At 41.1% G+C, this 19,720-nt stretch carries 14 protein-coding genes and 1 pseudogene; 1 reads left to right on the plus strand and 14 read right to left on the minus strand.

Translation table 11 applies throughout. The features are described 5' to 3' along the window. Positions 1-131: 131 nt before the first annotated feature. The 4 genes from ACVPON_RS04200 to ACVPON_RS04215 all read right to left on the minus strand — a co-directional run bounded on the left by ACVPON_RS04200 (position 132) and on the right by ACVPON_RS04215 (position 3,403). Positions 132-647: an isoprenylcysteine carboxyl methyltransferase family protein gene (locus tag ACVPON_RS04200; protein WP_462876479.1), complete on the minus strand. Its 516-nt coding sequence runs from the start codon at positions 645-647 to the stop codon at positions 132-134. 181 nt (positions 648-828) lie between these two features. After that, entirely contained in the window at positions 829-1,431 is a 603-nt protein-coding gene (locus tag ACVPON_RS04205) for a DUF1648 domain-containing protein (protein ID WP_462876482.1), read from the minus strand. Beyond that, positions 1,418-1,696 (minus strand): autorepressor SdpR family transcription factor, encoded by a 279-nt coding sequence (locus ACVPON_RS04210; protein WP_462876484.1) that lies wholly within the window; start codon positions 1,694-1,696, stop codon positions 1,418-1,420. The genes ACVPON_RS04205 and ACVPON_RS04210 overlap by 14 nt, the downstream gene beginning before the upstream one ends. Before the next feature lie 144 nt (positions 1,697-1,840). Then, positions 1,841-3,403, minus strand: coding sequence for a DEAD/DEAH box helicase (locus ACVPON_RS04215; protein WP_462876486.1), 1,563 nt, complete (start codon positions 3,401-3,403; stop codon positions 1,841-1,843). A gap of 595 nt (positions 3,404-3,998) precedes the next feature. Between ACVPON_RS04215 and ACVPON_RS04220 the strand changes: the two genes are divergently transcribed. Further along, on the plus strand, positions 3,999-4,784 hold the full coding sequence (locus tag ACVPON_RS04220; protein WP_462876488.1) for a hypothetical protein: 786 nt from the start codon (positions 3,999-4,001) through the stop codon (positions 4,782-4,784). Between the two features lie 271 nt (positions 4,785-5,055). On the opposite strand, the pseudogene ACVPON_RS04225 reads toward ACVPON_RS04220, so the two are convergent. The 10 genes and pseudogenes from ACVPON_RS04225 to yycF all read right to left on the minus strand — a co-directional run bounded on the left by ACVPON_RS04225 (position 5,056) and on the right by yycF (position 19,450). After that, positions 5,056-5,434, minus strand: a pseudogene (locus tag ACVPON_RS04225) (PH domain-containing protein). A gap of 15 nt (positions 5,435-5,449) precedes the next feature. Continuing rightward, a complete protein-coding gene (locus tag ACVPON_RS04230) occupies positions 5,450-6,994 on the minus strand; it encodes a peptide chain release factor 3 (RefSeq protein WP_462876490.1) in 1,545 nt (514 codons plus the stop codon). A 214-nt stretch (positions 6,995-7,208) separates the two neighbouring features. Next, positions 7,209-7,904: a YwaF family protein gene (locus ACVPON_RS04235; RefSeq protein ID WP_462876492.1), complete on the minus strand. Its 696-nt coding sequence runs from the start codon at positions 7,902-7,904 to the stop codon at positions 7,209-7,211. A 24-nt stretch (positions 7,905-7,928) separates the two neighbouring features. Continuing rightward, complete coding sequence (locus ACVPON_RS04240) at positions 7,929-9,296, minus strand: UDP-N-acetylmuramoyl-tripeptide--D-alanyl-D-alanine ligase (RefSeq protein WP_462876494.1); 1,368 nt, start codon at positions 9,294-9,296, stop codon at positions 7,929-7,931. Between the two features lie 988 nt (positions 9,297-10,284). After that, on the minus strand, positions 10,285-11,331 hold the full coding sequence (locus ACVPON_RS04245; protein ID WP_462876495.1) for a D-alanine--D-alanine ligase: 1,047 nt from the start codon (positions 11,329-11,331) through the stop codon (positions 10,285-10,287). Between the two features lie 55 nt (positions 11,332-11,386). After that, complete coding sequence (gene recR / locus ACVPON_RS04250; RefSeq protein WP_462876497.1) at positions 11,387-11,983, minus strand: recombination mediator RecR; 597 nt, start codon at positions 11,981-11,983, stop codon at positions 11,387-11,389. A gap of 1,331 nt (positions 11,984-13,314) precedes the next feature. Continuing rightward, the gene (pbp2b, locus tag ACVPON_RS04255; RefSeq protein ID WP_462876499.1) at positions 13,315-15,390 is read right to left on the minus strand and encodes a penicillin-binding protein PBP2B; all 2,076 of its coding nucleotides are present in this window, start codon (positions 15,388-15,390) and stop codon (positions 13,315-13,317) included. Between the two features lie 1,200 nt (positions 15,391-16,590). Beyond that, positions 16,591-17,394, minus strand: coding sequence for an MBL fold metallo-hydrolase (locus ACVPON_RS04260; RefSeq protein ID WP_462876501.1), 804 nt, complete (start codon positions 17,392-17,394; stop codon positions 16,591-16,593). A 6-nt stretch (positions 17,395-17,400) separates the two neighbouring features. After that, on the minus strand, positions 17,401-18,753 hold the full coding sequence (gene vicK / locus ACVPON_RS04265) for a cell wall metabolism sensor histidine kinase VicK (protein WP_462876503.1): 1,353 nt from the start codon (positions 18,751-18,753) through the stop codon (positions 17,401-17,403). Then, a complete protein-coding gene (gene yycF / locus ACVPON_RS04270; RefSeq protein WP_462876505.1) occupies positions 18,746-19,450 on the minus strand; it encodes a response regulator YycF in 705 nt (234 codons plus the stop codon). Before yycF ends, vicK begins: the two co-directional genes overlap by 8 nt. Positions 19,451-19,720: the final 270 nt, after the last annotated feature.

The following is a 19,720-nucleotide window of genomic DNA, read 5'->3' on the forward strand; positions in this document are numbered from 1 at the left end:
GATACCACTTTTTAGGCACTGGGCGCTATGATAAGATCGCTTACATACCTTTTCTGAAACTATTTCAGTTTCATGCGTTTGGCGTGCTTTATGGACTTGGCTCTTCCTTATTCCCCAAGATTTCTTATCCATTAGCTATTTGGTAAAATGACCTTCTCCAACAGCTCATCTTCCTCTTTAATCCGACGCCACAAAACCAGACTATAAAAAGGGGCAAGACACAGGGCTGTCAGCCAGGAATGGCACAGGAGGGTCATACCGACTAATTCTGGAAGAATATTCAGATAATAGTTAGGGTGTTTAACAAGACGAAAAAGGATATGGTCATTATAGGTATGATTTCTAGCAATCATCAACTTCACTGTCCATAGTTCTCCCAAAATAGACTGCACGAGGTATAACATGCCCATGGAAAATACGAGCAATACTACTCCAATACCTCCAACAACATCTATAGAAGTATGCTTACTGAAGGCTTCTACTACACTAAGCAGATAAAACAAGATATGCAAAATGGTTAAATAGCTAGTATTTTTAGCTCCATATTCTCTTCCACCATCTTTCAACATCATCCGCTCGTGTTGAATGGAAATCTTTAAAAACCATAGCCGTATCAAAAATACGACTAAAACAATACTGAGAACCATCTGATTTTCTCCCTATTTTTCATTAGCATTCTTTCATCAATCAATTCCCCATCAATCGTGAAAGACTTTCTTATTATATAAGGGGGACGTCCCAAGATCAATAAGTTTTTTAGATTTTACATATTGACGAGATGAAACATAGATAGTCTGTAGATTTAGGCGCTTATGGTGAAGTTTATCCTTAGCGATTGCTCACTTTGTGATGTTTTGCCCAGATAGAGATGCTCAAAACAATGACTAGAGTGGTAAAGCTGAATAAAACAACTACAGACACGATCGGTTCAAAGAAAAGACTGAGAAGTAAGACACCTGCCCCTGCTATCAGTAGATAGCCCGCTCGTTTCCGAGTAAGTAAGGTCTGAGGAGAGGTCATACCTGCTACGTCTTTTGGCATGTAGTTACCTGTAACCAGATAAGTTCCTGCTACAAAAGCGATCATCAAGCGCCGAATATCTAGCTGATGCCCTACATTATATACCAGGGTCATCACCATTATAAGGGTGGTAAGGATAGGCAGGATCCATTTGACTACCTTTACAACAGGAAGTTGACCATTTTTTGTACTATCCAGTACAATACATAAAAAAACATGAAACATCACTACCAGCATAGGGGTGAGGATCAGCGACACCCACTTACTACTAGTTCCATTTGCTTGGTTATCTAGAGCAAAATGAGTTTGTACAACTTCAGGTAATTGTCCATAATAGATAAGGATAAGAACGAGCGGTATCAAAAAGATACTGCTTGTTAGGACAAGCATTTTCCAATCAATTTTTTTCATCTGTTTCTCCTCCAAAGCTGGCAATCCAGACCAGCACTTCTTCAAATACGGTGTAATTGAGCCGATAGTAAATAAAATTCTTCTGTTTTTCTTCTACAATAAGACCTGACTTCTTCAAGACAGACAAGTGATGCGACACGGTAGCACCACTCAAGTGAAATAAGTCCACAATCTGACCTGCAGACTTGGGACCCGACTTCAAATATTCCAAAATCTGCCTACGAATCGGTGCTGAAATTGCCTTCAAGGTTTCTGATAAGCCCATATGATCTCCTTCTAACTAATATTTAGAAATATTTCTAAATAGAATTATACTCCTTTTATTCATAATGTCAAGAAATGTTTAGAAAAAATTCGAAATAGATTTAAAAAAGAAAGGAGAGATGATGAACACCTCTCCTAGAATTTTCTACTTATCTCCCTTATTGCGAATGACAAATCCTGCCTTTTTCTCACTGGAGATCCGTTTACGTGGTTTTTTATTATCTTTTCCAAAGTGGTCTCGATCATTAAAACGACCTTTTTCCTTATAATCCCTACGACCCCCACGGCGATCATCTCTGCGACGGTTATTGGCTCCCCTGCCACCTTTGCCAGACTTACTACGACCTCCGCCTTTATCCCCTGGGATATATTTGAACGGTAGGGGTTTTTCACGCGCAATCTCAACCTCTGGCATGGATTCCGGATCTTGTACAGTCAAGCTCAAGATATACATTGCCAGTTCTTCTGGTGAAAATTCACTAGCAAGTTTGAGGGCATCCTTACCAAACTTAGCAAAGTTCTTCCGGATAGCATCATCTGCAAAATCACGTTCAATTTTCTTAAGAGCAACTCTTTTCTTAGCTTGGAAGGCTTCTTCTGCTGTCGCAGGCTTCATGCCTGTCATGCGTTTCTTAGTCAAATCCTCGATAATTTTGAGGTAACCCATTTCATTTGGAGAAACAAAAGTAATGGATTGACCAGACTTTCCTGCACGACCTGTCCGACCAATGCGATGGACATAACTCTCAGGATCTTGCGGGATATCGTAATTATAGACATGGGTGACCCCTGAAATATCCAAACCACGAGCTGCAACATCTGTTGCCACTAAGACATCAAGCCCCCCTGTCTTGAAATCACGTAGTACGCGAAGGCGCTTGCTCTGATCCAAGTCACCATGAATGCCCTCTGCACGGAAACCACGGATTTTTAGACCACGGGTTAACTCGTCTACACGACGCTTGGTCCGTCCAAAGACAATGGATAATTCTGGCTGCTCTACATCCATGAGACGGGTCATGGTGTCAAATTTTTCCTGCTCCTTAACACGGATATAGTATTGATCCACTAATTCAGTTGTTAATTCCTTGGCCTCAATCTGTATATGCTCAGGATTTTTCATGAATTGGACACCAATCCGTTTAATCGGCGCTGGCATAGTCGCTGAAAAAAGGAGGGTTTGGCGCTCACTTGGAACACGAGAGATGATAGACTCAATATCTTCCAAAAAGCCCATATTCAGCATTTCGTCCGCTTCATCAAGGATAAGAGTTTCCACATGGGCAAGATTTAAAGCCTTGCGCTTGATCAAATCAAGGAGACGGCCAGGTGTTCCAACTACAATATGTGCTCCAGACTTAAGCGCCTTGATTTGCTTTTCAATGCTTGAACCTCCGTAAACAGAGCGCACTTTGACACCCTTGCTACGACCAAAGCGAAAAAGCTCTTCTTGACTTTGAACTGCCAATTCCCGTGTCGGGGCAATGACTAAGGCTTGAATGGTCATTTCAGCTGTGCGGATTTTTTCAAGAGTAGGCAAACCAAATGCTGCTGTCTTTCCTGTTCCCGTCTGAGCTTGACCGATTACATCCTTACCATCAAGGGCAAGTGGAATGGTCTTTTCTTGAATTGGGCTTGCCTCTACAAAGCCTGCTGTTTCGATTTCTGCTAGCAAGTCAGCAGATAACTGTAATTCATTAAATTTCATATGCTTCTTTCTAAGTTGGGAAAACCCAACACCACCAATGGGATCTCGGCCCTCGTCTAAAAAATAAAAACCGTCTAAGCAGGACAGGTTTTTTAGACATCACTCTGGTGCAAGAAGTGGAGCTTATTTCCCATATCAACAATTTTGTTGCATGCAACCTATCCAGTATATCACAAAGAAAGAGCAAAAGATAGTAAAATTCATTATTTTTTCATCAATCCATTCGTAAGTGCTTATTAAGGAAGGCAGTTTACTGATGACTTTTCATACTCAGTAAACATCAAAAAGCAAACTAGGAAGCTACTGATACAGACCTGGGAACGATAGTAGGCGGGAAATAGAACTTGCAAAAGCAAGTGATCCTCGTAGCGTACGGCAAGGCAACGCTGACGAAGTTTGAAGAGATTTTTAAAGAGTAAAAAACATACAAGCCTTCGATTAGGCAGATAAAAGGATCCTTTATCAAAGCAAATGGTAGCTGTGTTCTTTGAATAGCAAAAAGTCCAAACTTGAATCAAATACCTGTCAACGTTCCATTGACAGAAAGAAAGGGGTATAGTATACTATTTAGGTACAAATTAAAAGGAGTTTTTTTATGGAAAATCAACAATTAGACCCTCTTGTAGCAATGGTGGACACCAATAAGAAAAAGCGGAAGCGTGTCTTAAAAATCGTTTTCGGAATCATCGGAAGCCTCTTTTTAGTAGCTGCTGTTGCTGGCTTCATCTTTTATCAAAACGGTCGCATTGAAGGAAAATGGAAAAGTCCAAACATGGCTACTGAAATAATACAGGATATTCTTCAGGAACCTGGAAATAGTTCCGAAGAACCATACATCAAACCAGAGGAATTCTTTGGCGAAACAGGTATGACCCTTGAGGTCAAAGACGATAATACAGCAGTATTCGTCCTCTACTCTACGATCAATAAACAATCTCTGCTAACTGCCTTTGATAAAATCAATGAAGACGTATACAATGAAATCCTCGCAAATATAGCACAACAAGCAGCAGAATACGGGGTCGATAAAGAAACCTTACTGAAAGAAACATTTGGAGAGGACTATGAGACTAAGATTAAGGCTGATTTCCCGAAATCTGAGACACTTGAAAAACAATTCGATGATATGATCGCTAGAGAACTGGCAAAAAACAGCAAAGCTCGCTACGATGTAGCAACCGGTCGCTTTTCTGCCGTTTACTTTGAAGGAAAGGTCAACCCACTGACACACTCTATCCAAGTCACTACGGTCAACCCTGCTCCTGACTTTGCTTCCATGCCACTAAGTGTCAAAGAGGGCGATATAATGCTCTATACACACAAGGGAGATACAGTAACCTTTATCGGAGGAGAAAAGTATCCCTTTAAAGCTACCAATTAACAAGATAGTCTCAATTCCATTCTAACATTGGGACAATACAATGAAAGGGTCTATCTCCTATTCAAACAGGAAATAGACCCTTTTTATCTTCTTTAAAAATCAAAAGGATACTTCGTCAACTTGCCTTAGTGAACGCTCGTTCTACCTTCGGCTTCTATGTATAAGGAAATTAGCGGTGCTACTCTCATTTCCAACCTTTTGATTTTTATTGGGTATTAGTAGACGAAAGAATGATAAGAGGTCTTTCTTGTCCTAATGAGCCTCTTATTTTTTATTTTAATACTGCTGCTAGAGCTTGCTGAATGGCAATCACGCTTTTGTCGCTCTTGAATTGCAAGATTTCTGTAGGTTCTATGCTCGATGAAATCCAAATTTTTAGCTCTGCATCTAACTCAACATGCCCAGATGTTTCAAGCTCAAAACGGGAGATAGAGCGGTAAGGAATTGATTTATAAGAGGTTTTCTTTCCTGTTAATCCCTGCCTGTCTACTAACAATCAGACGCTTATCTGTAAAAACAATCAGATCACGTACCAAACGAAAGGCTGACATCACTTGCTCAATCGGCAATAAGACTGCCTCTAGCTGGGCTTCTATTTTTACCGTATCTGCCTGAGCTGCATTTCCAATTAAACCTGATAATAGTCCCATTCTGATACTCCTTTCTTACATCTTTTCCTCCAGTCGGACATCTGGATACTTGTCCGCAAACCAACGGAGGGCAAAGTCATTTTCAAAGAGAAAGACAGGGTGGTCAAAACGATCTTTAGCCAAGATGTTACGGCTAGAGGACATCCGCTCATCTAGCTGGTCTTGGGAAATCCAACGTACTGTCTTTTTCCCCATCGGTGTCATGACCACTTCTGCATTGTACTCCTGTTCCATGCGATGCTTAAAGACTTCAAATTGGAGTTGCCCCACTGCTCCTAGCATGTACTCCCCTGTCTGATAATTGGTATAGAGCTGAATAGCCCCCTCCTGCACCAACTGTTCAATCCCCTTATGGAACGATTTTTGTTTCATAACATTCTTAGCAGAAACTTTCATAAAGAGTTCGGGTGTAAAGGTTGGTAGGGGTTCAAACTCAAATTTGTTCTTGCCGACAGTCAAGGTATCACCAACTTGATAGGTTCCTGTATCATAGACCCCTATAATATCTCCTGCCACCGCATTTTCAACATTCTCGCGACTTTCTGCCATGAACTGGGTAACATTGGACAGTTTCGCTTTCTTACCTGTCCGCGTCAAATTGACGTCCATACCGCGTTCAAATTCTCCTGAGACGATACGAACAAAGGCGATACGATCCCGATGACGGGGATCCATGTTGGCTTGAATTTTAAAGACAAATCCTGAGAAATCTTTAGAGAATGGATCAATCATCTCCCCATCCCTTTTCAAATGTCCGTGTGGCTCTGGCGCAAATTGCAAGAAGGTCTCAAGAAAGGTCTGCACCCCAAAATTCGTTAGGGCAGAACCGAAGAAGACAGGGGTTAACTTCCCTCCTAGAATCGCTTCTTCCGAAAATTCATTTCCAGCCTCACTTAGCAGTTCAATATCTTCTAGCACTTGAGCATAAAAAGGATTATTTCCAAACAATGCCTCTCCCTCATCAAAACTTGCGAACCGCTCTTTGCTACGGTAAAGCTCTAAACGCTTGTTATGCAGGTCATACAAGCCTTCAAACGATTTCCCCATACCGATTGGCCAATTCATAGGAAAACTAGCAATCCCAAGGACTGCTTCCAACTCTTCCAAGAGGTCAAGTGGTTCACGACCATCACGGTCTAATTTGTTAATAAAAGTAAAGACTGGAATCTTGCGATGTTTGACTACTTCAAATAATTTTTTTGTCTGTGCCTCAATCCCCTTAGCTGAATCGATGACCATAACTGCAGCGTCAACCGCCATCAGGGTGCGATAGGTATCTTCTGAAAAATCCTCATGCCCCGGGGTATCTAGGATATTAACACGCTTCCCCTCATAATCAAACTGCATAACAGAAGATGTCACCGAAATTCCCCGTTGCTTTTCAATGTCCATCCAGTCAGACTTAGCAAAATTACCTGTCTTTTTCCCCTTGACCGTACCGGCCTCACGAATCTCCCCACCAAAGTAGAGCAACTGCTCTGTAATCGTCGTTTTCCCCGCATCCGGGTGGGAAATAATAGCAAAGGTTCGGCGTTTTTTTATTTCATCTTGTAATGTCATATTGATTCCTTTTTCACTTTTCTTTACTCTTTAAAAGAGCAGAGCAAGCACTCCATCTCTTTCCTTTTGTATCCCTAATATTATAACGAAAAGAGTTGGATTTTTCAAATTTTCCAATAGGAGTGAAGCCACTACTGCATACTAGCTCTCCCATAAAATATTGGAACTTCTGTACTTCTCTAATACGCTCTTTTCAACAGACAAAAAAGAGCTTCTAGCTCCTTTCATAATGAGTCTTTTTCTGCTGACGAAAAATCTGTATCGCCTGAAAAAGCTTTAAAAAAATAGTCAGAATGAAAATAAAGAGAATCGATTCTATCAAGTAATTCCAAACCAGACCACAATCTCCTATCAAGGGCAACTTTCTTAAAAAACCATAATCCCCACCTGTTATCACATCAACTAATAAGATAAAGGTATTGACGCCAAAGGTCATCCTAGCAATCCTTCCTAGATTTAACTGATAGGAATATTGCTGGAAAAGATAGTTTAGGGCGTTGCCTAAAAGAGCCAAATGTCCGATAATGAAAGAAAAAATCGTTATGTGAAACCAAGAAAAGGGATCAAAAATAGGATATATCAAGGCACATATAGAACCAAAGACACCTATGAATGAAAAATACTCCTTGTAAGGTGAATCGTCTGATACGACCAATAAGACAATCATTGCCATACGGCAATGGTAGAGTGGCAACGATTCAGAAACAGGGGCCCTAATGATTAGATACCAACCATAGAGTAAAAGTAACTGAACTACCTGAATCACCTTAAAAGCCAACTGCCACTTTCTATTTTCATGAAATTTGATAGCTCCACTTACTACCAAGATTAAACTAAGCAGGAATAACATATGCCCCAAAAAGTCTAGTTCTGGTGGAAAACTAGGCTCATTACTAAAAAATTCCTTCATCCTTATTTTCCCTTATACTGTTTCTTAAGAAGTAGCAATCAGCATCGCAACAAGCCGGTCAAGATTCATGGAATTACTTCCCTTGAGTAAAATCTGATCGTCCGGCTCGAGACTAGCTGTGATAGACGCAACAAGCTCATCGAATTGATCTTCAGCTTCGTTTTTTCTAAAGAAATAGACTTTATCAATCGGAAACTGCTGTGCAGCCAACTGGGCTAGTTCTTCTATGTCTTGTCCGTAGAAAAAGAGCATATCTAAACAATCAGGCGAAAGACTGGTAATCATTTCTTTATGTAGCTCAATAGACTGGTCTCCCAATTCTTTCATATCTGCCAAAACAGCCAATTTCTTACCCTTTTCATTTGATGGAATAGTTGAAAAGGTTTCTAAAATCAGACGCATAGCGGTCGGATTAGCATTGTAGACATCGCTTAAAATATCTGCTCCATTTCCTGCCTTTTTCCACTCAGTTCGATTACGGGTCAGCACTAAACCTGCAAGTGCTTCTCTAATCGCTACCTCTGAAACCCCCAGGCAGCTGCCGACATAGATTGCTAACATGGCATTGGTCGCATTATACTTGCCAGTAACCGGTAGGAAAAAGTCCCCCTCCATGAAATTAACCCGAAAAGTCAAGCTGTCCTTGCTTTCGACTAAGCTCGTCACCTGTAACTCTCCTCCCTCACCAAAGCTCACCAATTGCTTCTGACTGGGCAGATAAGCCCTTGCAACCGGGTCATGGGGAAGTAACAAGGTGGCACCGTCTGGCATACCATCTGCTATCTGGAGTTTTCCTTGTGCAATTTGTTCCCGAGAATCAAAAAATGCCAAATGGGCTTCCCCAAATAAGGTAATGACTGCAAGACTTGGTTTTGCGATTTCTGACAGAAGATGAATATCTCCTAAGTGATCCTGCCCCATTTCCAGTACCAGTTTTTCTGTCTTATCTGGCATATGAAGTATGGTATAGGGTAACCCAATTTCATTATTGTAATTTCCTTGAGTCTTGTAGGTGGAAAAGGTGGTAGCTAAGACATCATGAATCATATCCTTGGTTGTTGTTTTCCCGTTTGATCCTGTTACAGCAATGACCTCAACCTGCATCTTCTCCAAATAATAGGTCGCTAAGGTCTGAAAGGCAAGTAGGCAATCCTCTACTAAGATATGGGGATAGGCTGTTTCTTTTTCAGACAAGGTAACCACACAGCCGTTTTCAAAAGCCACAGGGATAAAATCATGCCCATCCCTAGCTCCCTTTAGTGGGATAAAAAGATCGCCCATAGCTATCAAACGGCTATCAAACTCAATCTTTTCTAGTAGCTGATTTTCGTAAGCCTTCACATCATTTTTTGCTCCAACCACCTGAGCTACTTCATATACTGTCAATTTCATCATTTTCTCCAAACATATTCTTATCTGCTGTGGATATCCTTCCACTCATTCTGGTATCAACTTTCTTTTGCTTGACCATCAACTGATTACGCAAGCTCTTATCCCTGCTATAGTAGCACTCTGTAAAACCTCTTATTACTCAATAAAAATCAAAAGTAGACTAGCTTTCACAATGAAGAGTTGTGAAAGGTTGGAAATGAGAGTAGCACCGCTCATTTCCTTATAATCGAAGCCGAAGGGAGAACGAGCGTTCACCAAGGCCAGTTGACCAAGGATCCTTTTGATTGTTAAAGAGTATTAGAATCTTATTCTCCCAGAGTGTATACTGCCACTGCTCACTCTAGCCTATCGCATTCTAATTCCCTATCTTCATTATAGCATATTTCCGGCGATGACGGCAGAATCTCAAGCAGAAGGATAGGCCATTCTGCTTCCTACTGACTGAAAAATAGAGTGCTTTCGTTTTTATGTTTGCAAATCCACGGATACAAAAATAGTGAACGAAGGGAGCTGTTAGCGTCTTTTAGTCTATATGTAATGCTTTTTGCTCTTTCCTCTCACTAGTGCGGACGGAAGCAAGCGCCTCCGAAGTTTCTCCCTTATACTCAATAAAAATCAAAAGTAGACTAGCTTTCACAATGAAGAATTGTGAAAAGTTGGAAATGAGAGGAACACCGCTCATTTCCTTATAATCGAAGCCGAAGGGAGAACGAGCGTTCACCAAGGCAAGTTGACCAAGGATCCTTTTGATTGTTAAAGAGTATTATAGTTATTTCACTTTTAAAAACTATGTTATAGAATTAGAAAAACTGCCCTTGAGTATGTAGCATAAACAGGCATATCATAATTATCGTGCTGGTTTTAAAGTGAATTGACTATATTTCCTTAGTTGCGACTTTTCAGTAAGGAAAGAAGCAATTTCTAGCTCAACCTATACCATATAAAAAGAGGAGGAAACATCCACTTCCCTCACTCCTTTTGCCTCTCTTTAAATCAAATGTTGCTCACGCTTATCAAAAACTTCCCTCGCTAGGACTACCAACTTCTCAATCAAATCAGGATAGGCAAGCCCCATATTGTCCCACAAGAGGGGGTACATGGACCACTGGGTAAAGCCTGGCATGGTGTTTAGCTCATTGAGGAAAATCTCCCCTCTTTCTGTCAGGAAAAAATCACAACGCGACAAGCCACAACCACCGATAGCACGAAAGGCTGCAGCTGCATAGGAGCGTAGCTGCTCGACCACGGTAGCTGGAAGGTCAGCTGGAATCGCCATGCTAATCTTATTGTCGATATATTTGGCGTCATAATCATAAAATGCCACATCCTTAATGACTTCACCAGGTAAGGTCGTCTGAATCTCCGCATTACCTAATAGTCCAACCTCAATTTCACGGGCATCAACTCCCTGCTCGACCAAGAGACGGCTGTCATAGCGAAAGGCTAGCCCAATAGCAGAACGCAGCTCCGCTTGATTTTCTGCCTTTGAAATCCCGACACTAGATCCCATATTGGCTGGCTTAACAAAGACAGGATAGGTCAAATGAGCTTCTACAGCCTGGATTTTTTCCTCCACATCTTCTCCCTCAATCACCGTTTCAAATGCCACTTGAGGAATGCCTACTGAAGCTAGTACTTGCTTAGTCGTAATCTTATCCATGGCTACACTAGAGGCAAGAATATTCGTTCCTACATAGGGCAGGCGTAAAATTTCTAGGAAACCTTGGATAGAGCCGTCCTCACCCATTGGCCCATGGAGAACTGGAAAGACTACGGCATTTTCCTCATAAATGTCACTCGGGCGAATACCCTGGCTAGAAACAATGGTGCTATTGGTCATCAATCTCTCATCAACAGACGGTCTACAATCAAATTCCTGGGTTTTAATAAAATCTCCATTTTGGGTAATGAAGTAGGTCTTCACCAAAAATTTCTCATAGTTAATGGCCCGCATAATACTTTCAGCAGATAAGACCGATACTTCCCGCTCAGCAGAACGCCCACCGTATAAGAGAATAATGGTTTCTTTTGACATAGATTTTCCCTAACTTTCTATACTAATTTTTCTTGACTATGCTCATTTCCCAAGCCTAGAGCTCAGTCCGGTTTTCAATGGCTCGAAGGAGGGTTACCTCATCTGCATATTCAATATCAGAGCCAACTGCTAGCCCCCGCGCTAAACGTGTCACCTTGATACCTGCAGGTTTTAAAACCCGTGATATATACATGGAGGTAGCTTCCCCATCTGCTGTCGCATTGGTCGCAATGATCACCTCGGTCACTTCGTTGTCCATTAAACGTGTCAGTAAACTTTTAAGGTTAATATCGTCTGGCCCAATCCCATTCATGGGCGAAATAAGACCATGAAGAACATGATAGAGACCGTGATATTCCTGAATATTTTCCATAGCTGAAACATCTCTGCTATCTTCTACTATCAAAATGGTCGACAAATCACGTGTCTGATCCTGACAAATCGCACAAGTATCATCTTCAGCAAGATTGCCACAAAGCTGACAATACGTCAAATCACGCTTTGCTGCTAGGAGATTTTTCGCAAATTCATTGACCACATCTTCTTCCATACCGATCGTATAAAATGCCAGACGGGTCGCCGTTTTAATCCCAATTCCAGGGAGTTTAGAATAACTCTCAATCAATTTCGCAATAGGTGTAGGATATAACAATTCTCTTTTCTATCTTTCTGTAAAATTCTATCAATACTGATTTTAAGGGCTTTTTTATCACTAATTCTATATTGCTATCCTCTTATAGAACCCTCATCTCCTATCCTTTTCTACAAAATAGTGTACAGGATCCTGGATACTTTATCTGTACTAGTATATCATAAAAAAAAAGAAAGTGGTCTCTTTTTTTACCGCTTCTTTGGAATCTTCTGGTATAGTCATTTAGTCTCTATTTAGTCTCTTTTGATTGTCCCTTAAATAGTGCAGACACAAGCCCCCTGCAAAGTTTCCTCTCTCATTTTTAAGTCCAAAGTCTCAAAAATTCCGTCCTAGACAATCATTTGATTATTATCTAGGATACCACTACGACGGGAAATATCTTTTAAAGACTCACTTCGTTCGCTACTTATTTGGCAAATATCAACTTAGAGTACAGCCTATTTTAAAACTTCACAACTATATTGATTAGACCATGCTTTTTTATAGCCTCCTAATACTTTCGTTTTAAAATAGAATACCGATACTCATTCATAAAGAAAACACCAGCCTTTCGACTGATGTATCCACAGGTTTCAAGCAATTAACGAAGTGAGCCTTCGCTCTGCTTCAAATATAGGCTTAGTGATTAGCTGATAGCTAACCAAAGTCTGAGCCAAGAGGAGCGACCTCAAGACTTCTTTGGCATTTCGAGAGCTAGGTAGGGTTGGTTACCTCCAACGTTCACTCGACATTCAGAAATATAGATGACTCTTCTTCCTCTGCACGTTTGAGCTACTTGTACTGGTCTTTAGTGTAAGCAAGGAACTTTTCATTCCTCAAGGTGCAAAATAGCTTATTTTGGCATTACCATCTTATCGCAAGTCGCCAAACTTGAACTCAATGGCTTATTCTCCACTGGAGCGTCTATTCTCGCTACCACCGTTTGACCATAGCCTACTAACCTATACTATCCACATTATACGCACTCTTGCTCTTCTCTCACTTCACAACTTTCTACAATCGCTTGTAGGAAGATTACTTATCCGCTGACAGTATCCCATCAGCAGTGTAACGAGGTTTATGCATACAATCTTAGCATGTTGTCAAACAATCTTCACTAAGTTACTTCGTTAATTGATTGAAACCTGTGGAATATTATAGTTTATCTTAAATCTAATCATCTGTCAAGTAATTTTTGACAAAAAATAACCAGCCCCAAGGGCTGATTATTTTCGGAGATTATGAAAAATTTTAGGATTGTCTATAGTATAGCAAAAGGGAGATAGAGAAACATCGGTCTTAGGACGGAGATTTCCCCTCATGAAGCGACAATCCTTAAAAGGATTCATTTTCTAATTCATCGGGTGAAGCGATTGATAGAGGTTGATAATTTCTGTCGTGATGCGCTTGCTTGTAGATGAATCAAGATCAGTCAAATTCGGCAAGATAACCGCTACTGCAATCTTGGGATTGACACTTGGTGCATAAGACACAATGTTGGTGTTTACTGCTGCCATGACTTGACCTGTGTCTGTTGTCACAAAGGTTTCGGCTGTACCAGTCTTGGCACTGATTGGCACACTGGCACCTTCTGCAATGGCTCTCCCTGTTGTAAAACCACTGCTACCATTGACCACCATATAAAAACCTTGCTGGATAAGAGCCATCTCTTCTTCTGAGATATTGACTTGATTTAAGGCCTTACCAGTGATAGATTCGATGACCTCTCCTAATCCCCCTTCTGCATTATTAGCATAGATCCCTTCAGCTAAATGCGGACTAACACGTCTTCCACCATTTGCGACTGTCGCTACGTATTGAGCCATTTGCATCGGTGTGTAATTGTCAAACTGTCCGAAAGAATTGGTCAGATAATTTGAAATCGAATACTCTTTCGGAATAAATCCAGTTGATTCAAGCGGTAGATCAATTCCCGTTGCAACCCCCAAACCATATTCACCAAAAGTTCCCCGTAACTTTTCCATAGAGGACTCAAGAGACTCATTCACATCCAAAATCATTCCAGGAACATAGGGCTGTCCAACCATATTAAGGGCAATCTGAACCATATAGGTATTCGATGAATATTGCAGGGCTTCGACTGCATCAATGCTGCGATTACCAAATACAGTAAACCAAGAATTGATTGGAGCAGAGCCTGCAAATTGAATCGGCTGATCTAGCAATACTTGATTTCCTGAAATCACACCGTTCTCCCAACCTGCTGTTAGAGTCGCACCCTTGACAATTGATCCTGGAACAAAAGTATTCGTAACCGTTCCTAAGGCATTTTCCTTAACCTCATTGGTCTTTATATCATGGCTATAGCCTGCCATGGCAAGGACAGCTCCTGTCTGAGGCTCAATCACTACGGCATAGACACCTTCAGAATAACGGGCACTCCCTGTCGCCAATTCACTATCGAAATAACGCTTCAAAATGGCATTCACGCCGTCTTGAAAGGCTAGGTCAATCGTTAATTTAACATTATTCCCCTTGCTACCTTCTTGGATAGTCGTGATACTTTCGACATTTCCATTGCGATCAAGATTGATTTCTTTCTTCTCTCGTTGACCTTGCAAGACTTCCTCATACTGCTTTTCTAGATAGGCTGTTCCTACACGATCATTAAGCGAATAGCCTTTAGCCAAATATTCCTTGGCATCTTCTTCTGGTAAACCTGCCTGTTGTGTGGTTACAGTCCCGATAATAGAAGCTAGAGAAGTCGGAACGACAACCCGCTTCCAGCTACTTGCCGTAGAAATCCCAGGTAACTCAGCTTCGTTTGCTGCAATCATCGCAATCTGCTCAGCCGTCAAGGGATCTGTCACTAGATTAACCGTTTCAAAATAGGCTGCAGCATTCATTTGTGAATAGAGTTCTACAACCTTTAATTCTTCTTCAGAATAGGCTGTTTGCTCTTCTGTCAAACTGGCAACCGCATTATTGTATATAACTGCCTCATCTAAACTATTGCCATCGGTATCCAAGCGCTGTTCCTCGGGCAATGTTTTCACAACTTCCGCATAAATTTCTGGATTAGCCAAATAATAATCAGCACGCTCACGTGGTGTCACATCTATATCTGTCAGGCTCACCCACTGCAAAAGTTTAGCAGCAATTTCTTTCATCTGGCGCGCTGTCATATTATTGGAACGTGTAAAGGTAGCTACCTGCTCCACTTGGTTCTCCACCAAAGGGACACCCTTTGCATCGTAAATCTGTCCACGAACAGAACTATTGGTAATCACTTTTTGACTGGCTTTGGCTAATTTATCTGTATAAAAATCCTTGTTGACAATCTGCATATAAGCTAAACGCGATATCAAAATCGAAAACAGGACAATGACAATCGCAAATAAAATATTTAAACGTCGAGGAATAAAGGCATCCTCGCGTCCCTTTCGGGAAGGTGCTTTTTTCGCCACTTTCAAAACCTCATTCTAGAAAATTCTTCTCTATTATACCATACTGAACCCATTTTTTCTGTTTGGACTGACAGCTCTCCACGATTTTTTCGAGAATATACAAGATACAAAGGGCGCGAAAAAAGCGAATGAAAATTAGGAATCTTGACGAAGAATCATCGATTCTAGGAAAGATTATCTATTTTCCGAGCTTTTAGCCCGTGTTCAATTAAATCAAGATACAAAGGGTGTGAAAAAAGCGAATGAAAATTAGGAATCTTGACGAAGAATCATCGATTCTAGGAAAGATTATCTATTTTCCGAGCTTTTAGCCCGTGTTCAATTAAATCAAGATACAAAGGGCGTAACAAAAGCGAATGAAAATTAGGAATCTTGACGAAGAATCATCGATTCTAGGAAAGATTATCTATTTTCCGAGCTTTTAGCCCGTGTTCAATTAAGATGTGAGGACGTGAAGAAAATGGAAAGAAAAATAGGGAATCGGAGAAGATTACTCCGGTAATTGATACGATTCATCTTCTTTCTAGCATTTTTAGTCCGAACTCAGTTAAATGAAGATACGAGAGCGTTAAAAGCACAAAGTGAAAATAGGAAATACGACGAAGAGTTTCGTAAGAATTTGCTTTGCAAATTCCTATTCCCCACCTCCAAAGGTATACCATACCTTTGGAGCTAGGAGGATTTATCTTTTTCGCACAGTGCTTAGCTCGAGTTCAATTATATCAAGATACTAAGCCTGTTAAGAACTCAAAGTGAAAATAGGAAATACGACGAAGAGTTTCGTAAGAATTTGCTTTGCAAATTCCTATTCCCCACCTCCAAAGGTATACCATACCTTTGGAGCTAGGAAGATTTATCTTTTTCACACAGAGTTTAGGGCGTGTTCAATTAAATCAAGATACAAAGGGCGTAACAAAAGCGAATGAAAATTAGGAATCTTGACGAAGAATCATCGATTCTAGGAAAGATTATCTATTTTCCGAGCTTTTAGCCCGTGTTCAATTAAATCAAGATACAAAGGGCGTGAAAAAAGCGAACGAAAATTAGGAAACATGACAAAGAAGTGGATGAGAATTTGCAGGACAAACTCCTATTTCCATGTTGTACCTCCGGGATGGGAAATAGAGCTACTGAGGGCTTTGGCGTTTTGTCTAGGAAAAAGAAGCAAGCATTCATACATGCTTGCTCCTCTTTCTCTCTCTAGATTGTGGTTAGGGGTGTTGCGGTGTCGGGTGATGTATCATAAATCTGAAAATCAACACCAACCCCCAAATCTGCTTGGGCTAGCTGATTGACCATGGTCATATGAGCCAACTCCTTAATATTATTTTCCTTACTGAGGTGGCCCAAGTAGATCTTTTTGGTTCGATTGCCGAGGGTACGAATCATGGCATCTGCCCCATCTTCATTACACAGGTGGCCCTTGTCGGACAAGATTCGCTGCTTGAGATTCCATGAATAGGAACCTGACCGCAGAATTTCCACATCATGGTTGGATTCAATCAGATAACCATCTGCATTTTCCACAATCCCTGCTAACCGATCGCTGACATAGCCCGTATCTGTCAACATGACAAAACTCTTATCATCTTTCATAAAACGGTAAAATTGCGGACAGGCTGCATCGTGACTAACACCAAAACTTTCAATATCCAAATCGCCAAAAGTCTTGGTCACCCCTAATTCAAATAGGTGTTTTTGCTCTAGAGCAATCGTCCCTAACTTCCCCTCCATAGCCTGCCAGGTCGCCTCGTTAGCGTAAATATCCATGCCATACTTCCGAGCTAAAACACCGATTCCATGAATATGATCGCTATGCTCATGCGTGACCAAAATGGCATCTAAATCCTCTGGTCTACGGTCAATTTCTCCTAATAAGCTGGCTATCTTCTTCCCAGATAAGCCAGCATCTACTAAAATCTTTTTTTTCTCTGTTTCCAAATAGAAAGAATTTCCACTAGAACCAGAGGCTAAAATACTATACCGAAATCCTGTTTCTCCCATACACTCCTATTCTTCCTCTTCTGCTTCCTCCCACTCATCGGCCGTCATATCTTTACTATATGGCAGAACAATGGTGAAGGTTGAACCATGTCCATACTCACTCTTAGCCCAGATAAAGCCCTGGTGTTGCTTGACAATTTCCTTAGCGATGGCAAGCCCTAGTCCTGTGCCCCCTTGCGCCCGTGAACGCGCCTTATCCACCCGATAAAAACGATCAAAAATCCTTGGCAGGTCAGCCTTTGGAATCCCCAATCCTTCATCAGAAATCGAGACAATTAACTGGCTATCTGTCGTCTTCATACTAAACGTAATCTTACCACCATCTGGCGAATACTTGATCGCATTATTTAAAATATTGTCCATGACCTGGGTCATCTTATCTGTATCAATCTCAATCCAAATCGGTGTAATCTGATAATCACGGACAAGGGTATATTCCTTACCTGCTTCCTGCTGGCTCTTCATCTGCTCAAAACGGTTTAAGATAAAGGTCACAAAGGCGGTAAAATTGATCAATTCTACATCAGCTGAACTAACTTGATTATCAATCCGTGATAGGCTCAAGAGGTCAGAAATCATCCGCATCATCCGGTTGGTCTCATCAAGCGACACCTTCACAAAGCTAGGGGCAACTGACTCAGTCAGAGCTCCATCATCAAGAGCTTCCAGATAAGATTTGACCGATGTCAAGGGAGTTCGCAACTCGTGACTAACATTTGAAACAAACAGGCGTCTTTCCCGTTCCTCTTTCGCCTGCTCAGTCATATCATGCAAGACGACAACAAGTCCCGAAATGAGACCACTTTCACTGCGAATGGTCGCAAAATTAGCACGTAAGGTCAGAAATTCCCCATTTTCATTACCATGCTCGATAACAATTTCAGGCGTCTGCGCTAGCAAATCCCGAAAACTATAGTCCTCATGAATCCCTAAAATCTCTAGCAAATCACGCTGTTCTGTCGTTTTAGAAGAAAGACCCAACTGCTTTTGCGCCGTGTCATTGACCATGATGACCCGCCCCCTGCGGTCTGCAGCCATCACACCGTCACTCATATAAGCAAGAATGGAGGATAGACGCGTCTTTTCCTGCTCCAAATGATCATGGGTCAGCCTGATCACTTCCGACAAATCATTGAGCGAATTTGCCATTTCTGTAATCTCAGGGCTCCCTCGCATGTCAAGAACATCTGAGTAGTCCAATTCAATCAATCGTTTGACCTTCTGATTGAGTTCCTTGATTTGCTGATTATCTCGATGATTTTCGATCAGTAAAACTGTCAATGCAATAACAAAACCAATTAAGATGACCACAAACCAAAACTCAGGGGTCGTTATTAAATAGCGTAATTGATTAATCATTTCCCTTTATATAATACCCAACGCCACGCCGTGTCAAGATGTATTCTGGACGGCTAGGTGTATCTTCAATCTTCTCACGCAGGCGACGAACAGTCACATCAACCGTCCGTACATCTCCAAAATAGTCATAACCCCAGACCGTTTCAAGTAAATGCTCCCGTGTCATGACCTGTCCCAAATGCTTAGCCAAATGGTGGAGCAACTCAAATTCACGGTGGGTCAACTCCAACTCCTTACCATGCTTTTTAGCCACAAAAGCGTCTGGAATGATAACCAAATCTCGAATCGTCAACTCAGGTGTACCGGTCGTTTCGACCTCAACTTGGGTCTCAGCCAATTCACTACGACGTAACAATGCCTTGACCCGAGCCTGCAATTCCCGATTTGAAAAAGGCTTGGTCACATAATCATCTGCTCCAATCTCAAGACCAATCACCTTGTCAAACTCACTGTCTTTTGCAGACAGCATCAGAATCGGTACATTACTGGTCTTACGAATGGTTCGAGCTACTTCCAAACCGTCAATCTCTGGTAACATCAAGTCTAGAATGACAATATCTGGAAATTCAGCTTCAAACATCGCCAAGGCTTCCCGACCGTCAAAGGCGGTCACCACCTCATACCCCTCTCGTGTCATATTGAATTTAATAATATCCGAAATCGGCTTTTCATCATCTACAATCAAGATTTTCTTCATCTCTCTCACCTCGTCATTCTTATGCTATTATATCAAAACTCCTCCAAATTAGCATTTCAGAAGCACGGAGAAGAAGCAAAAGGGCTTCTATTTAATAAACCACGAAGAACATCTATGAGAAGACGGAAAACACCTAGTCAGATTTTCTCAACCTTGTAATAAGGCTCTGCTTTATAAGTCAAATAGAAATTATTTTTAATTTTTTAGAAATAGTTGATTATTTTGTCTATTTTTTTGGAAAGAATATTTGATTTTTTACAGTCTAAAAGG

Source organism: Streptococcus sp. 1F3 (assembly GCF_054968985.1).

Coding starts and splice junctions, on each gene's coding strand:
- ACVPON_RS04215 (WP_462876486.1), bottom strand. CDS start 3,403: ATGAAATTTAATGAATTACAGTTATCTGCTGACTTGCTAGCAGAAATC.
- ACVPON_RS04235 (WP_462876492.1), bottom strand. CDS start 7,904: ATGAAGGAATTTTTTAGTAATGAGCCTAGTTTTCCACCAGAACTAGAC.
- ACVPON_RS04205 (WP_462876482.1), bottom strand. CDS start 1,431: ATGAAAAAAATTGATTGGAAAATGCTTGTCCTAACAAGCAGTATCTTT.
- ACVPON_RS04210 (WP_462876484.1), bottom strand. CDS start 1,696: ATGGGCTTATCAGAAACCTTGAAGGCAATTTCAGCACCGATTCGTAGG.
- ACVPON_RS04200 (WP_462876479.1), bottom strand. CDS start 647: ATGGTTCTCAGTATTGTTTTAGTCGTATTTTTGATACGGCTATGGTTT.
- ACVPON_RS04230 (WP_462876490.1), bottom strand. CDS start 6,994: ATGACATTACAAGATGAAATAAAAAAACGCCGAACCTTTGCTATTATT.
- yycF (WP_462876505.1), bottom strand. CDS start 19,450: ATGAAGAAAATCTTGATTGTAGATGATGAAAAGCCGATTTCGGATATT.
- ACVPON_RS04245 (WP_462876495.1), bottom strand. CDS start 11,331: ATGTCAAAAGAAACCATTATTCTCTTATACGGTGGGCGTTCTGCTGAG.
- ACVPON_RS04220 (WP_462876488.1), top strand. CDS start 3,999: ATGGAAAATCAACAATTAGACCCTCTTGTAGCAATGGTGGACACCAAT.
- ACVPON_RS04260 (WP_462876501.1), bottom strand. CDS start 17,394: ATGGGAGAAACAGGATTTCGGTATAGTATTTTAGCCTCTGGTTCTAGT.
- vicK (WP_462876503.1), bottom strand. CDS start 18,753: ATGATTAATCAATTACGCTATTTAATAACGACCCCTGAGTTTTGGTTT.
- ACVPON_RS04240 (WP_462876494.1), bottom strand. CDS start 9,296: ATGAAATTGACAGTATATGAAGTAGCTCAGGTGGTTGGAGCAAAAAAT.